This window comes from Rhodococcus sovatensis (assembly GCF_037327425.1).
GTDB lineage: Bacteria > Actinomycetota > Actinomycetes > Mycobacteriales > Mycobacteriaceae > Rhodococcoides > Rhodococcoides sovatense.
Genome location: NZ_CP147846.1, coordinates 4490780 through 4507983, shown reverse-complemented (window position 1 = coordinate 4507983; position 17204 = coordinate 4490780). Strand labels below are relative to the sequence as shown.

Sequence of the window (17204 nt, the reverse complement as noted above, 5' to 3'; positions counted from 1 at the left end):
CCCGTCCGACGGAATCTGTTAGCGAATGTCTACTTCGGACGCCAAAACCCATACAGCTACAACTCCCTGCCCCTTCGTGCACCACCCGTCGAATCCGATGCCTACGCTCTGCTCAGGCACGGAATCCGGCATGCGGTAGTTGCGTACCTTCTTGCTGCTGGAGATGAACGGGATCAGGCGCATCTCCGCGATTCCGCAGTCGCCGTACTCCAGCGTCACGTCGAGACCCTTAGTTGGTTGTTCCGTCTCGACGTGCAGCATGTGCCCGTACTGACGGACGACGGTGCGATAGGTGTACGCGATGGTGACTGGCGCCTGGTCTCGAACTGCATCAGGACCCAGGTTCACTGAGTACGTCTGACTCCCCGTCTTTCCGGTGCGACGGATCGAGCGCTCCTCGCCGTTGATGCTGAACTGCACAAGCTCGAATGCCTCTCGACTCCCGGCGTCGAGGCCGATCTTCGGGTTGATGTGCCAGATCGACGTCGATGTCGAATCGTCGAGCAGTTCTTCGTAGTGCTTCTCGTCGGAGACTGCTGAGAAGCGACGGATCGCGTGAGCGGGAACGACGGTGTACTCATGGCGAGCAGTCAGCACGAAGAGCGGAGGTTGAGACGACGCTCCATGCCCTGTGTCCATAGGTAGAGGTGACAAGTTCATGCTGATGGTGGTGTCACGCCACCGCTCGGTTGACCCGAGAATCGCTTGATCACGGACATCGGCGTAGATGTCTTCGGCGAAGTCCCGGTCGCCCAGACGCAAGGTCAGCGCGTTTCGAGCGAGTTGGTCGAGGAACTCGTCGGTGGCGATGACCGAGAGGTTGTCGATGTTGTCGGCGAACGCCTGGATCACAGAATCGCGCAGCGTTGGCGCCAGGCGTGCCATGACGCGGAGCATGACCTTCTCGATCAACTTCTCCAGCACTGCCCCACGGTCGCCGTCAATCCACCGATCCAGTGCAATGCCGATGATCCCAGCCACCAGGAGCGTGCCGCCGATCTCGCTGAGCGGGAAGAGTGCGAGTAGCCCGAGGCCGGATTGGCCGGCCAAGTAGCTGTCGAGGACCATCAACGCGACACCGAAAACCGCCAGCGCGAATGCGCCGAACAGGAGCTTGAGGTTGACGAGTCGTTGATGAGGATCGCGCATGTACTGCCTGCATTATAGCAAGCATGATCGCGTTTGAGTATACGAAAAAGGCAGAGCGACAACAGAGTTCGTGATGAAACTTGGTACGAACTCTGGAGCGCCCTGCCCTCGCCTAGCAGTTGGATCAGTTGCCGCCGCTGAAGTTTCCTCCGCTCATGAGTGCACCTCCCCTTCTCTTGCAGTACCCATCGACCGGACGGAGCGCCGCTGGAAGCAATATCCTAAATTGGGATATTCGATCCCGCAAGGTGCGCTTGTCCGGTGGAAAAGTCGATCTACTCGGCCGAGTACCAGCAGCTCTGCGCCCTACTCCGCCAGCTGCGGCTCGATGCTGGGCTGACACAGGTTGAGGTCGCGAAACGTCTCGGCGAGCCGCAGTCCTTCGTCAGCAAGTACGAGTCGGGGGAGCGACGGCTCGACGTCGTAGAGTTGCGCTACGTGGCGAAGTCTCTCGGGGCGACTCTTCGCATGATCGTGGAAGCTCTCGACTAAGCGAGTTGGGCCATGAATGACTGGCATCCGAGTCACCAACCGGTGCTGCTGACCTTCTGTCAGCTGGTCTTGTGTGCAACCTCGTCGGCTACTTCGACCGGCATGGTCGGGAATGCAATGTCGAGTGGCAGCCTGTCTTCAAAGCACTACAGTGCCACTTCTCCGTATCGGGAATCCACCGCAGGAATCAACGTCACTCAAAAGTCCATCGATGCGGACGTAATGCTGTGCGTGCCAGGCAAGCGTGCGTTGATGCTTGAGTGTAAGTGGAGTCCCGTCGGCGCGTACGTCGGACGCGACGGGTATCACCAGGCATCTTCCTATCTCGTTGAAGCGAGAGCAGGCATCGCCGCCGATGCTTAGTCGTTCGTAATTGGCCCTGCCGAGGTCGTACCTACTTGCAGTAGCGCGGCACTAGACTGGCCCGGGGGACAGGCAATTGTAGGCTCGGGCAACATCGACCACGTTGCTAAGCTGGTGTGGACTGTCGTGAAACAACCTGCTTTCCGATCGAATTGATCATCCCTTTGGTCTATCAGTATATTGCGCAATTGGCTCGCTAGATTTGAGCGGATCGCAATTTATTCTGCACATGTTCCATAGGCTGAAGAAATCAGCTCTTCGGGCGTGGCTCCATTTGGACAACCTTCAATAATGCGACTAGATCGCGGGGATATATTCTGCATCAGCCCCAGAAGGTGGGTGGAAATTCTTGGCCGCGAATTACTAGTCGTCGTTGGCCTGAATCCTATTTCGTTCAGAATTTCCTCGGACAGCATCTGACCGGAGTTTAAAACCCACGGTGGAATCGATCAGTTTGTAGTGTAGTTTATCCACTGTATCAGTTCTGGAAACCGGGAGATCCAAAATGCGCATCAACTTTCGTAGATCCGCGGCACGAAGATTCGAACTAGAAAGTATGTCGCTTGCCTCATCGCGCGACAATGCTGATTGCAAGGTGGATGCGATTTTGGCTAGCCTAATCGCCACATCGGTATCAGCATTGCCGAGGTCGGTTCCTTCCTTGGAAGGTACAGTATAGTCTACTGCGAGGCGAGCCCGTCCGTCGAGCAGTGCCTTAATGTCACTGTCAGTCAGCTTCTTTAAGAATGTTGCCACGAGATCGATGAGCGTCCGCTCTGCACTTCGTGCCATGTCTAAAGTCCCGCCCGCGTGACTACCTCGTCGACCAATCGGCGTAGTTCGTCGATAACTTCTTCGGTACTCGCATATCCGTCTAGAATAAGCGGCACATTGTCTGCAGCGGCATTCGCAAGTTTTGTTTTGGTGTCGCGGAAGTATGAATCAAAAACATACAATCCCAACTTCTCTGTCTGCGCTATGAACGGACGTTGCGCAGAAATGGGCTGTTCACCATAGAACTGCACCATCGTGAAGATCACACCCAGTATGGCCGGGTCAATGGCCAGGTCCGCGTTCTCTTGGTCGAGGTATTCATTGTGTTCTCTGACGAGTTGACGGAGGCTTCCCACGAGATAGTCGGTACCGAGCGTCGAAAGGTAGTCGGCTTTGGACGGTACGAGAATCTGATCGCTCGCTATTATCGCGGTTTTAGTCACAATGTTAAAGTTTGGCGGGCAGTCGATCAAAATTACATCGTAGTCGGCAAACGCCGGTCGCGCTAGACCTTCAATGAGCCTGCGATGAACTTTGAGATACTTACGCTTAGCCTGAGCTAGATTCGATGCGTTTAGTTCCGTTGCCAGTTCTAGGTCAACATTAATCAAACCGAGGTGGGATGCAATAAAATGGAGAACACCGCCATTCTTCGGAAGTCGTGCGTTCACAGCGGTAGGCTTCAGGATGAGCGATTCGAGGTCGATCGGGGCGCTGCTATCTTCACCGAAAGCGTCGAACCACTGCTTGATCGTTTTATCATGCTGAAGCTTGCTGGACCAGTAGTCAGGTTGCACAAACGAAAACGTTAAACTAGCTTGGGCGTCTAGATCGATAGCTAGTACTTTCATTCCTCGCTGTGCTAGTTCTGCAGCAATATTCGCAGTAAGAGTTGTCTTGCCGACGCCACCCTTATAATTTATGATCGATATCGTCGGCATGTTTCCCTTCCGGACTAAACTCAAGCTGTATGTGTTCGAAAGAGGATCGTACCTCGTCAGACTGCGGGCTGAGTGGGAATCTTGAGCCTGCTTCGGATCGCTTGCCGGGACGGCAGTGGTGACCTCGGACGAGCGTGGCAATTCCTCCCAAGCTTGGGAGCGCCTGGTCGACGTTGATGTCGGTGCTTCGGGCTGTGCTCATTCATTCAAACGGGTGATCGACACGGTAATTGACCGTCCGTACCATCGGTCGATGACATGTATGCCGCAGTCCTTGCCACCGGTTGAGCACCTGACATTCGTGTGCCCAATGACTGTGAGCGTCGCTCGTCGAGCGGTTACACGATGAGTGGGGATCGCCCGGAAGTCAGTCTTGGCGGTCGAATCAAGCTGGCAACAGTGTCATGGGTATTCGCGATCGCGTCGTGCATCGTGGTGGCGTTTGTCGACTTTGGTCTGCTGATATCGATATTTCTCTCCGTACTACTCGCAGGCATTTCTCTTGTATTCTGGATAAAATACTTCCGTGGGTCGATTGACTCCTATATGCGAACACGTGCTGACCATCGAGGGCTTCCACCATTTGTTGCAAACCGGGAATTCCTTGATGGTGTTGCCAAGCTGGACATTTCTGAGCTACAAGCGAGCACTTTCCTTCAAATGGTCGATCCACAATCAGGCCGAATCGAGCGCATATCTGAATCCGTGGAACAGCATGTTCGGTCGGTAACAATCAACACATCCCTGACAGTGTTACTACCTAGCTCTGGTGCGGCGCAGCAATCACACCGTTCGCCTACGGTCGGACAGGAAGATAATGCGCACTTAAAAGTTGCCAATAACAACTACGACGATTTTCGTGAGTATCTTGTCCTTCCTCTCGTTCTCCAGGGGCGCGGAAGACTCTTGGATAATTTCAGAGTTCATGATGCTAACGAAAAGCGAATTTCTACACTGACGTACCAGGATGCCTTGATGTGGCAAGTCGCCATAATTCGCAAATTTGTTCGTGACGGAATAGGGAAGAAAAACTTTGATGCGCATTACGGCGCGATCGAGGCTAAAGTAATAGGGATCTTGTCTAGTCATAATTACTCTAATGCTGACGATGCGTTGGCGGTTGAAAGTTCTTTGATTGCACTGAGCGTTGCATATGACGATAGACGGCGCCTGCTTCTTGCCGCTGCGCGAATCGTGCTTGCCCTTTCTGAGTATTACGCGGGGTGCGTGATGGTCCCCATGAGTTCGAGACCTACCTATGCCAAATTTGCTTTCGAGAGACGAGAAATCCCCCACGTTGTCGAGCAAAGGCCACGAGGAAAGCTTGTCGGCTGGTTCTCTCCTGAGAACCTACGCGACGGCTTTAGGGCGGTTTTGGGAGTTAGGCCCAGCAGCGTCCAGCATCCGCTGTCCTACGTTGACCGCGCGAGAAGCTACCACGTGCAAGTGCGGGGTCCGGATGGAACCTATTTAGGCCGACAGAGAATTGTGGACTCACGCACTGGTAAGACTGCAGCCTTTCCCAACAAAGTCATGCGAGCCAGATATGGACAGCGATACTCGCATCTATATGTGAGGAATTCGTGGCGTGGTTCGCAGTTTTATTATGAAAGCACCTTTTATGAGAGACCGCCTGGGTCCGTTGCGGTGTCAGCCATGTCCTCAGTAGCCGCGACGTTTCTCATCGCGCTGGTTGCTCTTTCGTCGATGGGGATGACGTCTGTTCCTTTTGGCGCGGCTGTTACCACCCTCCTGGCGGTGCCGGCCGCGATTGGAGCATGGTCCGGTCTTGATCAATCCCGAACCATGGTGGGTGGCGTGCTAGCTGCTCGCGTATCTGCGCTGGTGACTATCGCCGCATCGTTCCTTGCCATACTCATCTACTCTCTGTTGCCGCACACTGAGTTTGGTACGGACGCGTCGTTATCCGAGCGGGCCGGTTACGCTTGGTGGGTTGTCGCCTTCTCCATCTCTGGGCTCAACGCGTTAGCGACGAGCGGGTCGTGGTCGTTGAGAACGATCGTCTACAGGCACTTCGTTCGGCGGTAAACTAAGTTAGGCTCGTCGGGTCAGCCTTGTGCAATAAGAGAGGAAAGATTAAAATGGTAACAATAGATAACTCTAAATGGCAACAAGCCAAGGAAAGTTCGGATAACGATATAGATGATCGAGAAAAAGAATTCTATGATAATTTGCCCTCTTCGTGGGTGATTCCTGGGATTGCCACCAGGGATGCTGAGTTGAAGATAAACCCAGTTTCGGAATTTCTACTTCCGCACGACCGGTACGACTCAATCTTTGATTTCCCGGATGCTGAAGACAATGAAGCGGATGAACGTAGATCGGCGATCGAAGGCGATGAAGATCTTCTCTCTGGACTTTCCGACCTAGAGCGAAGCTTTGTGATGCATTGGGCGCAGCTCGGGTCAGCTGAAGCTGCTGTGTCGAAGTTGTCACTGAAGTTTTCGGATGGAGGGCTCGAAGACTTCATTGAACAGATTAGTCAGAAAATGGAACCTATTCTGAGGGAAAAACGCCTGAACCTGTAGGAGCACCAAAAGAGACGGTCAATATCTTATTTGTGCCAATTTGTCGTGAGAACGGAATCTTCGCCGCGACCAGAAAGTTCTGTAGCCCGCCGAGCGCCGCAGAAGCGGCGTCATCCGTAGTCATGCCTATCCGGTCACCGGGCTTTGCATTCGCCCGCCGAGTCGTCGACACGTCCGTCATTGAGGATTTATTCGACGATCGTTTGTACTGCGCCTCGATAGCATTTCTACGGACCATGTCGTCAGCCATCCCTTGGAACCGAGTGATGTGATACCGAACTGTAGAGTGTCTGTCAGCAGCTTCATCCACGAGATTGGAAGATACTAAGTGGCCACACGAACCTTGATTCAGCTTACCGATGACATCGACGACAAAGAGATCCCAGACGGTACCGGAGAGAACATCACGTTCTCTGTGAACGGGGCTGAGTACGAGATCGATCTCAACGACAAGAACGCGAAGGAATTTCACCGGAAGCTCGACTACTACATCGGGTACGGAACGAGGACGGGTGGAAGAAAGGTCCGTAAAGCCTCCAAGGGTGCGGGCGCGAACGCCGTCGCTCCGAAGCGGGACGCTGCTCAGACTCGCGTCATACGGGAATGGGCGCAAGCAAACGGATACGACGTCTCGCCGCGTGGACGCCTACCTTTGAGCGTGGAAGAAGCATTCGACGCTGCCCATTGATTCATAGGTGTGAGCACATCCAACGTCGCGACCGTGAGTCATACCAACTTGCTAATCTGCGCGTAAGCTGCGCCTGACCCGTAACACGCGACGTCTCCTCGCCAGCATCCAGACTATTCAAGATGATCGGTAGATATCGTTATGACAGTCTCATCGGCTCCCACCTTGGACGTGGTCTTCTCCTGCACTGGTACGGCGGCTGACTTCGCTGCTATTGCTGTTACTCACGCGGTGCTTGTCGAAACTGGATCGACAACGCTCGTCGAGGGACACGCGTTTCGACGCAGCGCACTGGTGCGCACTGTGGTGGAAAGCCGGACTCATGATGCGGACCCTCAGCATTCGATCACCATAAAGTTCGCCGATCCAGCAATTGCTGATCTAGTGCTGGAGGGCAATGCTGAAGTGACGTTCCACCTAGCCGACTCAAGTGCAACCTGACGTCAACGTCAGTCCGTACTCCGCTGAGTTCGCTGTTCCAGTCACTGCACTTCGTACCCCAACGCCCGACGGATACCCAACGCCTCGTCCAAACTCGGCTCCTGCACGATTCCATGCAGCTGCAGGAGCATCCCGTCGCCAGTCCGTGTAATTCGAGAGAGATCAGGAAGCTTGGGCTCGTCGATTGCCACCGAATTGGCAAGGTACGTCACCCATCCGACGGGTATCTCCTTGGCCTTGTGGTTGATCTTCTGCGCAGTTCTGAACGAGTGCGTTATCGCTGAGCCGTACTCAGGTTGCCACGCCTCGACGAGTGCCATCAGCGACTGTTGCACGATGTTCTCGTCGATCGCAGCGGGATCCGCACGATTGGGGTGCGGAAACTTCAACAGGATGTGATTGCTGACCCGACTCGACTCAACGCCACACCGAACGCGGTAGTCGATAGGACGATCGCGGTGGAGTCGTGTCAACACCGACGAGAACCCACTGCCAGGCATAGTCGCGCCGCGGTCATTTCGGAGGACACCTGCCCCGAGTAGCGAGGCAAGGGCATCGAGGTCTGTCGGCACAGGCAACAGGTCGTCCGGCCCGTCCGCCCCTCCCTCGGGGTAGAGGTACCAATCCGAGTAGACGTCGGGAAGCGCGGGGATCCTGCTGAGTGAATCAAGCAGGCGTTCAGCGCATCTGGTCGGAGTTTCCTCACGTGGGCCCCACGAAACGGTCACGACGATCTCATCAGGCATCCGGCGGACTCCTCCTGTGTTATTTCGGTGGGGCATAGACAACCTCGATGTCGCCGAAGCCAGCATCTTGGAGCATGTTGCGGATGGTGTCGGCTGCCTTCTCTTCAGCAATCGACCATTCTATTGGCGTGCCATCCGCAGCTAACAGTTGGCGTTCCGCTTGTGCCACGAGTGAATCAGCGCCCTTGAAGTACGGCTTCCATTGGCCGTCCTCATCGATGTGGTGTTCATATCCGGGACCTTTCGCGTCTTTGAGCGTGTCGTCGCCGAATCCATCGAAGGCAACTCCGTCGACAACGTACTCGGTCCCAGGTGGACTGCCGGTCACCTGCTCCTGGTACTCCGCAGCCCGCTCTGACATGTGGTGATTTCTCGGTTACCACTGCCCCGGGCCATCGTCCGAGCGAAACACATCCGGGACCTTGGACAAGATCTCGTCGATGGACGCGATACCACCGAACTTCTCCAGCAGCAGCGCGATCACCGCAGCGCCCGTGATGACGCCGGCTGCAACGAGCGCTGCCGTCGCGGCCTCCACCGCTACCCCCAGGCCGATCAGGGCGAGCGGAGCAAACCCGTACATGCCCTGGTCCGACTGACGAAGCGAGGTCGCGGCTGATTCCACTGCGGCGGCCGACGCACTATCCGCTGCGCCCAGCCCAGCTACTCCGGCCGAAATCGACGACGACCATTCAGCCAGCTTCACTGCCGCATTCTCCGCAGTCGGATCGAGTGGCATGAGCGACCAGTTGTCGGCAACGAGGATGCCGTCGGCTTCGGCCAAGGCGGCAAGATGCAGCAGTCGCAGACGCGCCGTATCGATATTCACGAGGCCGGTCGTCACGGCAGTACGGATTCGTCGGATACCGTCCGCCGCGGCCTGGGCGTCGGTCGAGACAGTAGCGATCTGTGCACTTGCGGCGTCGTGGGCGCCCCCACTCCACGCTCCGCTACCGGCCATACCCACGACCCGGGTACTGAGGCGTTGGTTCTGGTCGGCGAGACGCTCCGCGATGTCATCGAGCAGCTTCGTCTGCGCAGCAGCGGCCGCCGGATCCCACGTCGTGATCGCGGTCCGTCGGTAGTTCATTCGTCGAAGACTTGGAGTGAACGGGCGAATGCGTCGTCGGTCTCTTCGTAGCCCGCCGCTGCAGCCGACACATTCTCGGCGTAGTGCCCCAGTTCGCTAGCGATTCCGGCAAGGGCGACGGCAACCCGTCCGTCCGCAGCGCCCATGGCAGCCGCCAGCAATGAACCCGTGACCAGATCAGCCGCGGGTGCGAGGTGCTCCGCGACGACATCGCGGCTGATCGCCTCACTCACCTGTTCGCACTCAGCCGACACCGCGCGGAGTTCGTCCGGGCGGACGGAAAATTCATCCGACACCGTGACCGCCGGTCTGCCGGAGCGCCCGTTGCCCGCGCACCGGGAGATGTGTACTCATCGCTGCGCAGCGGCTACGACGGACGCTTGCAACGTCATTGCTCATCGAGCACAGATCGTCCCGACGTCCGCTGGAACAGACGTGCCTTGCAAGCACCAAGCGGACACGCACCACCGCAGCGACGACTGCTGGGTCATCTGGGTCGAATCCAGCCTCGATGGCGGCTTCGCGTACCTCGTCCGTACTCAGTTGGACGCAGCAGAGCCGGAGTCGGTTCCATCCGAGTTTGGCGGGGGTCCGTGGCAGCAGACATCTGTCGCGCCGCTCGGACATTCAGTCGGCTCGATACGTGCGTGGATCAGTTCATGGCGGTACGAAACGCTCCCGCGGGGCGCAGCCTGTCCGTCGGCAATTGCCAAGGAATCCAGGCAGAGCGCCTACTTGGCCGGTTCTACGCCCAACTTCTCGGCGATCTTGGGAATCAGCAATACCGAAACAGCCAGTACAATGGATGGGAAGAAGGTAGGCACACCCATGTCAGTAGTCAGCCATGTGCCAGGAGTTGCACTCCACCAGACGATGAAAGCTACAACGGCGATGAAGACTGTCGTTACCGGTTTGTTCTTCATCTTAGCTTTATCGCCAATGGATCGGCGTTTGTGTGCTTCCGTGACGGATAAGTACGCGTATACCACCGTAATCAGGATGCACGCGGCAAGAAGAGTGAATTCGTAATACCAGGCATTCGTGAGTACGTTGGCGAAGCCAGTTCCGAATACGAATAGTGCAATGACTTCAGCCGGAATCCATGCCTCAAGCGACTCGAGAAATTTGGCGCTGCCGCCTACCTGTTTCTTCAGCGTTCCTTCGGGAGCGGCGTCACCGTCGGCTTGGTCGTAGGCAATCGTGTCGACAACCACTGTGGGACGGTGATCTGGGGTACCGCTGCTGTCCTGGACCGTTCGAAGCGCTGCCCTTACGCCCATGGTTGCGAGTGCCATAGCTGTGACCTTCTGTCCTGATCGTGACCGATGTCGGAGTGACCGGGTCTTTTGGTCACCTACTGTCACGACTGGACCGTCAGGCCACCATTGCTGTATCGGACCACAAACTGGGCGATCGGCTCAGCATTTCTGTTGAACACGGGAGCTGATTCATTCAAACGGATTATTGAAAGCAATTTGTGTTGCTGACAAACTTTCGCCAAATCCGGAGATTCCGAAGCGCTTCGTCGCTTTTGGGACTCATCTAGCTCTCTATCGAGTTACGGACCTTCAGAATCCGAGGTCGCGTCGACGAGGCTCGCACTCGATCTGAAGTTGCTCTTCTGCCCGCCCCGAAGTGGCCGACACATCGCCGACGCCTGGTCTAGTGAGGTTGGGTCAGTCAGCTAGGCAGCTCTAAGATGACGCCAGTCTTGGAGTTCGGCAACGTGATTCCTGTTGAAGCCAAATTTCTTAGCGACTTCCGCGGTGCCGCCGTTGCTTCTCACCAGCCAGCTGAACAGGGTGCCGTGCATGGCACGAAAACCGCCAGGCTCGTTCCTGCGCCACTTCGACATCTGGATCTGAAGCGATCGATATCGGGAGTCATCGATGTAGTCGAGTTCGTGTGCGCGATAGATGAGAGCCGCGACGGACACACCCCACGAGGCCTTCAGTGACACAAAATGCCGCATGTTGGGCTTGTCGACCATCGCCGCGTCGAAGTCTGCTCGTGGAAACAACATCGCACCAGCGAATCGGTTGGCCTCGGATTCCACATGGTCGTGACGACTTGTGTGCATCGCAAGGTGCCCGATCTCGTGTGCCAAGCTGAACCGAATTCGGTCACCGGGGACAGAGGGATTGAGGCCGATCACGGGCACACCCTCCACCCAAGACGACAGGCCGTCTACACCGTCCAGGCCAAAGATCGGAATGAGGCAGATCCCTGCCCTCTCCGCCGCGTCGGTCAAGTTCTGAATCGGCCCGGACTCCTCCCTGTCTAGCAGTGACCGAACCTCCGCCGCGACATCTTCCACGGTGTCAACGCTTGTCGGGGCAGCGAGCCTCTGGAGGTTGCTCGCGGGTGCCTGCGGGGTGGCCGCCTGCAGATCGCGGAAAACCTCTCCCGCTAGCCGAATCAGTTCCTTCGCTCGCTTCTTTGAAGCCACGGACGTTGCTGCTCTCGTGCGATGCAGCGGCTCTGACATATCAGGTAGGACCAATCGATCATCGCTGTAGCCGATAGTGTCCAGACTGCCCGTGAACGTGCGACGGCCACTCTCGATTGCTGAGATCATGGCCGTCGAGAGTCCCAGACGTTCAGACATATCTGACTGCGTGATTCGCTCGATTTCCCGGAACGCCTTCAGGCGGTTCATTCATCACTCCCGGCCTCGTCGCCCACGTCGCCGACCTCGTCCCAGTTCGTTTCGCTGCCCTGGTCGAATTCGCCCTCGGTCGGTGTTGAAGCGGCGGCGGACGGCCAGTACCCAATGGCTTCTAGTGCGCCGTCCGGAAGAAGTCGACGGCTGCCCTTCTTCGCGTAAGACTCGCACCACGACAAAGTCAGTCCGGTCTTGCTGAACCTGTATACAAGAAGCTTCACGCCCGACAGGACGCGCCGAACATCAAGGTCCAAAGTCGGATCAAGCTGCTCCTGCTCGATCCGCAGAGCTTTTTCGCTTCGAATCAACAAGTCCGTATTGAGGGTCGTGTCGGTGACGAGGACCCGGCCCATGGAGACGTAGGCATTACTGAGATCGAAGCGGTCCTCCTTCACGACGCGGCTTTGAACGATTGACCTGAACAACTGCGCCTTGGCCAGCACAGTCATGGGCCAATCATGTTCGGTCACAAAGCTCCGGGCATACATCGCGGTCTCGTCGTACGAGTCCAGCATGATTCCCGCCAAGTCGTTGACCTGTGCCATCTCCATGCCAAGAATCTTACATCACGCGTAGAATTTGCACACGCATTGTAACTTTGGGTCGTCTGAACGAATGACAGAACAGGCGAACCCTGGAAGGATCGGCGACACACAGGACCATCGACACACTCGGGACACGTTTCCCGTCAACTGGTCGTTACGGAAGGCACGGCAACCTGCAGGGGAGTGCAGCCTGAGTCTGCATCTCGGACGGCATACCGGGCATCCGTCGCGCCAGCGTCGACAGGGTTGACTGTCACACAGTAACCTCGCCAAATGAGAATCTTTTTCAAAGACCCGAGGTGCGCCGAGTTTGAAGCTTTCGGGTACAACTCGGCACGCTTTTGGTTTCTTGAGGTAAGACGTGAGGTCGAATCCGGATTGTGTCTTGCTATGTCTCACTGTCATGTTCCGTACCGTTCTATGCGCAACGGCTAGCCAAATTGATCTAAAGAGCGCTTTCACCAGGCCCGCAATCATGCGATAATGGAGATAACATGATTACTCGTATCGTGATAAATGGATATCGTCTGTTCCACCAGTTTGAACTTGAACCAAACGCGGGAACAAACATAATCGTAGGCGACAATGAAGCTGGAAAGTCCACGCTGCTCGAAGCAGTATCACTTGGTCTCACCGGCCGGCTAAATGGCCGGTGGGCACAAGATGAACTGAATCCTTACTGGTTCAATCAGACACTCGTGTCCAGATATTTCGAGTCGCTGGGAACTGGTACGCCATTACCTCCTCCAGAGATTTTGATCGAACTGTATCTAACGGACGAAGACGACAATCTGCAATCCTTGCTCGGTGTCCACAACTCACGGCAAGACAAGCTCCCAGGGGTACGTATACACATCTTCCCCGCCCCGGAGTTCAGTGAAGAATTTGCTGATTACATGAAAGCCGAAAACCGCCCTGACATATTACCCACCGAATGGTACACGGTCGAATGGAAGAACTTCTGTGATGAGAAACTGAGTCGGCGCCCAAAGCACCTAGGTGTCGCAGTGGTCGACTCGCGAACAGTTCGCTCTAGTGCCGGTGTCGACTACCATACGCGTGAAATGTTGGCAGATTTCATCGAGCCAAAAGAACGAGCTGCGGTTGCTGTGGCGCACCGAAGTGCTCGTCATCTAATTAGTACTGAGACGCTTCTGCCAGTGAATGAGCGTATAGCCGAGAAGAGCAAGACGCTTCATGACAAAGCTATTGGTCTTCATATGGATCAATCGGCCAATGCGTCGTGGGAAAACAGTATTGTTCCACAGGTCTCCGATGTGCCATTTGCTATGGCTGGTCAAGGTCAGCAGGCAGCGATCAAGGTGGCGCTCGCGATGAACCGATCAGCTGAAACAACGGCGTATGCGCTCATCGAGGAACCTGAAAATCACCTCTCCCACACGAGTCTCACGAAGCTCGTGTCTCGCATCGAGACACTTGCTGGTCAACGGCAGATCTTTCTGACGACGCACAGCTCATTTGTTCTGAATCGCTTGGGCTTAGACAAACTCGTCCTGTTGTATCAAGGCACCAAAGCGACTTTCGACATGCTCCCTGCTGACACTGTGCGGTATTTCAAACGGCTATCTGAATCACCCCGGCGTGTCCGGAGACTTCGTTCTTTGGGAAGGATGGAGTCATGTCGTCAGGATCGCAGAAGAGGTACCCGCCGGAGTTGCGTGAGCGTGCGGTGCGGATGGTCGCCGAAATCCAGCACGAACACACCTCGGAGTGGGCGGCGATCGAGTCGGTCGCGGGCAAGCTCGGCATCGGGACCGCGCAGACCTTGCACAACTGGATCCGGAAGGCTCAGACCGATACCGGCCAGCGCCCCGGCGTGACCAGTGAGATGGCGGCGGAGATGAAGAAGCTCCGTGCAGAGAACCGAGAACTCAAGCGCGCCAACGAAATACTGAAGTCGGCGTCGGTTTTCTTTGCGGCGGAGCTCGACCGCAACAACAAGTGATCATCGACTACATCGAAAACAACAAACAGGAGTACGGCGTCGAGCCGATCTGCAGGGTGCTCACCGAGCACGGCTGCCCGATCGCGCCGTCCACCTACTACGAGGCCCGCAGTCGTGCAGCATCGAAACGAGCCGTACGTGATGAACAGCTGAAGGTCGAAATCAGCCGGATCCATGACGAGAACTACTCGGTCTACGGCGCACGCAAAGTCTGGCTGCAATTACGACGAGAGGACGTCGATGTGGCCCGCTGCACCGTTGAACGACTGATGAGCATGCTCGGCCTCGAAGGGGCGCGACGTGGCAAGAAGAAGCGCACCACCATCGCTGACCCACAGGGGCAGCGGGCGGATGATCTGGTGCAACGCAAGTTCAACCCAATCGGACCAAATGTGTTGTGGGTAGCGGACTTTACGTATGTCTCGACGTGGTCGGGGTGGGTGTATGTGGCGTTCGTGATCGATGCCTACTCCCGGCGAATCCTCGGGTGGCGGACTTCGACCAGGATGACCACCCCTCTGGTTCTCGATGCGATCGAACACGCGATCTGGACGAGACGACGGGACGGCATCACAGACCTGTCGGGACTGATTCACCACCACGACCGCGGCTCGCAATATACCTCGATTGCCTTCACCGAGCGGCTGACTGAGGCCGGCATCGATGCCTCGATCGGAACGACCGGGGACAGCTACGACAACGCCCTCGCGGAGACGATAAACGGCCTGTACAAGACCGAACTGATCAAGCCGCAGGGACCGTGGCGAACGGTCGAACACGTAGAAATCGCCACGTTGGAATGGGTGGACTGGTTCAACCACCGCAGACTGTACGAGCATTGCGGAGACATCCCACCAGCGGAACTCGAGGCCCTCTACTACGGTGAACACGGAACTCAGCGCATCGCGGAGTTCTCAAACTAGAAAGTCTCCGGACACGCCGGGGTGATTCAATCAGGCTACGACACGATGCGGCTTGTGCTGGCCGAGAAGGTCGTGCTGGTTGAAGGTCCATCCGATGAGATGCTGTTCGAGCATGCCTTCCGTATGAAACATAACGGCAAGATCCCTATGGATCTAGGCGTCGACGTTGTCTCTATGGCTGGTGTGTCCCTGAAGCGTGGCCTGCAACTCTCTGCTGCGCTCAAACGCAAGGTCGCCGCGATACGTGACAACGACGGGAAGTCGCCCGAGCATTGGCGTGAACCGTTAAAGGACTTGCTCGAAGATGATGTCCGTGAGGTGTTCATCGGCGATCCGGCTGACGGCAAGACTCTCGAACCACAGTTTCTAAAGCTGAACGTGGATTCAGAATTGCGTACATTATTTGGGATCACGGACGATAACAAAACCACCGGGGACTGGATGTCCTCACACAAGACCGATTGGGCGCTCAAACTCGAAGAGTCCGATCTAACGGTCAACTACCCTCAGTACTTGGCGGATGTGGCAGGTCCCCGATAGTCGGGCCACCGTGTTCTAGAGCCACGGTGTGATTGATTTCAGTCGATCTCGCAACCCTCGACCGGTTGGTGGTTGTGGGTGCATTGGGCAGCGTACTCGGACGGCGTGAGGTAGCCGAGTGATGAGTGCCGGTGTCGATGGTTGTGGTCGTCTTTGAAGTCCTCGATCACCACCCTCGCTTCGAGAAGGCTCGTCCAGTGATTGCGGTTCAGGCACTCCTTCCGTAGTCGGTTGTTGAACGATTCGATGTGTCCGTTGTTCCACGGCGTCCCCGGCGGGATGTAGGAGATACCGACACGGTCGCGACAGAACTGTTGCAGCACATGCGAAATGAACTCCGGACCGTTGTCCATTCTCAGGACCATCGGCGGTCCGTCCCACAGCGCGAACGTCTTGTCGAGCTCGTCGGTCAGTCGTTGCGCGGTGATCGAGCGCTCCACGATGTTCAACAGGGACTGCCGGGTGTGTTCGTCGATCATCGACGCGATCTTGATCGCTTTCCCATCCACCGTGGAGTCGAACTGAAAATCCATAGCCCACACCACTTTCGGCGCATCGGCTTCGATCTGCGGGCAGGAGCTGATGCCGGCGCGTTTGCGGGGATGATAGATCCGAACCTGCAGACCCTCCTCCTTCCAGAGCCGGTGCACCTTCTTCTTGTTCACCGACATGCCCTGGTCGTGCCTCAGATGCGCCCAGGCGCGACGGAAGCCGTGCAGTGGATGCGAGCCTGCGTATGTCCGCAGCGACGCCCTCAGGGCCGCGTCGGGATCCGCGGGTGTGTCGGCGATCGGTGTTCGTGCGTAGGTGGAGCGGGCAAGCCCAACAGCTTTGCACGCCAGACGTTTCGACAGACTCATGGTGTTGACGAGCATGTCGACGGCGCGGCGCTTGGCGGCTGGGCTCAGAATTTTCCCTTCGCTACCTCCCGCAGTGCGTCCTTCTCCAGCTCGGCCTCGGCGAGCAGGCGTTTGAGCTTGCCGTTCTGCTCGCGCAGCTCCTTGAGTTCCTTCGCGGCATCGGTGTCCATCCCGCCGTACTGACGCCGCCAGTTGTACAACGTCGCCGCCGACACCTCGAGCTCCGCCGCGATCTCCTCTTGCGTCTTGCCTGCAGCGGTCAGCTCATCGGCACGGCGCAGTTTGCGCACGATGTCCTCGGCAGAGTTGCGCTTCCGTCCAGCCATGTTCTCCATCGTCCTATCCGCCCACTTCAGGGGCAACAAGACTCTAAAACGAGATGGCCCCGTTCACCGGGGACACGCCACAGTCAGTGTGTAGGTCAGTACGAGTCGGCGGCGGTCACTCCGGCCGTTCTTACACGCATCCACGA

The 17204-nt window shown here is 56.7% G+C and carries 17 protein-coding genes, 2 pseudogenes and 1 other annotated feature; of the genes and pseudogenes, 7 read left to right on the top strand and 12 right to left on the bottom strand.

Annotation, left to right across the window (positions count from 1 at the left end; genetic code table 11):
- Window positions 1-18: 18 nt before the first annotated feature.
- Window positions 19-1149, bottom strand: coding sequence for a hypothetical protein (locus WDS16_RS21065; protein WP_338887406.1), 1131 nt, complete (start codon window positions 1147-1149; stop codon window positions 19-21).
- Window positions 1150-1410: 261 nt separating this feature from the next.
- On the opposite strand from WDS16_RS21065, the gene WDS16_RS21060 reads away from it, so the two are divergent.
- The gene (locus WDS16_RS21060; protein ID WP_338887405.1) at window positions 1411-1641 is read left to right on the top strand and encodes a helix-turn-helix transcriptional regulator; all 231 of its coding nucleotides are present in this window, start codon (window positions 1411-1413) and stop codon (window positions 1639-1641) included.
- Window positions 1642-2367: 726 nt separating this feature from the next.
- Here WDS16_RS21060 and WDS16_RS21055 read toward each other — a convergent pair.
- Together WDS16_RS21055 and WDS16_RS21050 are read right to left on the bottom strand one after the other, a co-directional pair.
- Entirely contained in the window at window positions 2368-2796 is a 429-nt protein-coding gene (locus tag WDS16_RS21055) for a hypothetical protein (protein ID WP_338887404.1), read from the bottom strand.
- A 2-nt stretch (window positions 2797-2798) separates the two neighbouring features.
- The gene (locus WDS16_RS21050; protein ID WP_338887402.1) at window positions 2799-3719 is read right to left on the bottom strand and encodes a ParA family protein; all 921 of its coding nucleotides are present in this window, start codon (window positions 3717-3719) and stop codon (window positions 2799-2801) included.
- A gap of 345 nt (window positions 3720-4064) precedes the next feature.
- Here WDS16_RS21050 and WDS16_RS21045 point away from each other — a divergent pair, with 345 nt between their 5' ends.
- The 3 genes from WDS16_RS21045 to WDS16_RS21035 all read left to right on the top strand — a co-directional run bounded on the left by WDS16_RS21045 (window position 4065) and on the right by WDS16_RS21035 (window position 6956).
- The gene (locus WDS16_RS21045) at window positions 4065-5768 is read left to right on the top strand and encodes a hypothetical protein (RefSeq protein WP_338887401.1); all 1704 of its coding nucleotides are present in this window, start codon (window positions 4065-4067) and stop codon (window positions 5766-5768) included.
- A 53-nt stretch (window positions 5769-5821) separates the two neighbouring features.
- Entirely contained in the window at window positions 5822-6268 is a 447-nt protein-coding gene (locus WDS16_RS21040; protein ID WP_338887400.1) for a hypothetical protein, read from the top strand.
- A gap of 328 nt (window positions 6269-6596) precedes the next feature.
- Window positions 6597-6956: an Lsr2 family protein gene (locus WDS16_RS21035; RefSeq protein ID WP_338887399.1), complete on the top strand. Its 360-nt coding sequence runs from the start codon at window positions 6597-6599 to the stop codon at window positions 6954-6956.
- 482 nt (window positions 6957-7438) lie between these two features.
- Here the strand turns inward: WDS16_RS21035 and WDS16_RS21030 are convergent, their stop codons facing one another.
- The 8 genes and pseudogenes from WDS16_RS21030 to WDS16_RS20995 form a co-directional block, all read right to left on the bottom strand.
- Entirely contained in the window at window positions 7439-8143 is a 705-nt protein-coding gene (locus WDS16_RS21030) for an Imm52 family immunity protein (RefSeq protein ID WP_338887398.1), read from the bottom strand.
- Window positions 8144-8162: 19 nt separating this feature from the next.
- Window positions 8163-8504 carry a Tox-REase-5 domain-containing protein gene (locus WDS16_RS21025; RefSeq protein ID WP_338887396.1) on the bottom strand — a complete coding sequence of 114 codons (342 nt, stop codon included), beginning with the start codon at window positions 8502-8504 and terminating at the stop codon, window positions 8163-8165.
- A gap of 15 nt (window positions 8505-8519) precedes the next feature.
- A complete protein-coding gene (locus tag WDS16_RS21020; protein WP_338887394.1) occupies window positions 8520-9233 on the bottom strand; it encodes a hypothetical protein in 714 nt (237 codons plus the stop codon).
- Entirely contained in the window at window positions 9230-9529 is a 300-nt protein-coding gene (locus tag WDS16_RS21015; protein ID WP_338887393.1) for a type VII secretion target, read from the bottom strand. The genes WDS16_RS21020 and WDS16_RS21015 overlap by 4 nt, the downstream gene beginning before the upstream one ends.
- A 435-nt stretch (window positions 9530-9964) precedes the next feature.
- The gene (locus WDS16_RS21010; RefSeq protein ID WP_338887392.1) at window positions 9965-10528 is read right to left on the bottom strand and encodes a hypothetical protein; all 564 of its coding nucleotides are present in this window, start codon (window positions 10526-10528) and stop codon (window positions 9965-9967) included.
- A gap of 389 nt (window positions 10529-10917) precedes the next feature.
- On the bottom strand, window positions 10918-11682 hold the full coding sequence (locus WDS16_RS21005) for an ImmA/IrrE family metallo-endopeptidase (RefSeq protein ID WP_338893558.1): 765 nt from the start codon (window positions 11680-11682) through the stop codon (window positions 10918-10920).
- Between the two features lie 102 nt (window positions 11683-11784).
- A pseudogene (locus tag WDS16_RS21000) lies at window positions 11785-11892 on the bottom strand (helix-turn-helix domain-containing protein); the annotation flags it as partial.
- Complete coding sequence (locus WDS16_RS20995; protein WP_338887390.1) at window positions 11889-12449, bottom strand: hypothetical protein; 561 nt, start codon at window positions 12447-12449, stop codon at window positions 11889-11891. The pseudogene WDS16_RS21000 and the gene WDS16_RS20995, both read right to left, overlap by 4 nt.
- Before the next feature lie 488 nt (window positions 12450-12937).
- Here WDS16_RS20995 and WDS16_RS20990 point away from each other — a divergent pair.
- The 3 genes and pseudogenes from WDS16_RS20990 to WDS16_RS20980 all read left to right on the top strand — a co-directional run.
- Window positions 12938-13921, top strand: a pseudogene (locus tag WDS16_RS20990) (ATP-dependent nuclease); the annotation flags it as partial.
- A gap of 161 nt (window positions 13922-14082) precedes the next feature.
- Window positions 14083-15332 (top strand): IS3 family transposase gene (locus WDS16_RS20985; RefSeq protein WP_338887388.1). Its coding sequence is split into 2 segments (ribosomal slippage): window positions 14083-14371 and window positions 14371-15332, totalling 1251 coding nucleotides; the frame shifts between segments, so codons are not numbered across the junction.
- Window positions 14370-14498: a sequence feature (AL1L pseudoknot), on the top strand. It overlaps the preceding gene by 129 nt.
- 54 nt (window positions 15333-15386) lie before the next feature.
- Window positions 15387-15872, top strand: coding sequence for an ATP-dependent endonuclease (locus WDS16_RS20980; protein WP_338887387.1), 486 nt, complete (start codon window positions 15387-15389; stop codon window positions 15870-15872).
- A gap of 38 nt (window positions 15873-15910) precedes the next feature.
- On the opposite strand, the gene WDS16_RS20975 is transcribed toward WDS16_RS20980, so the two are convergent.
- Window positions 15911-17058 (bottom strand): IS3 family transposase gene (locus WDS16_RS20975; protein WP_422395690.1). Its coding sequence is split into 2 segments (ribosomal slippage): window positions 15911-16791 and window positions 16791-17058, totalling 1149 coding nucleotides; the frame shifts between segments, so codons are not numbered across the junction.
- Window positions 17059-17204: the final 146 nt, after the last annotated feature.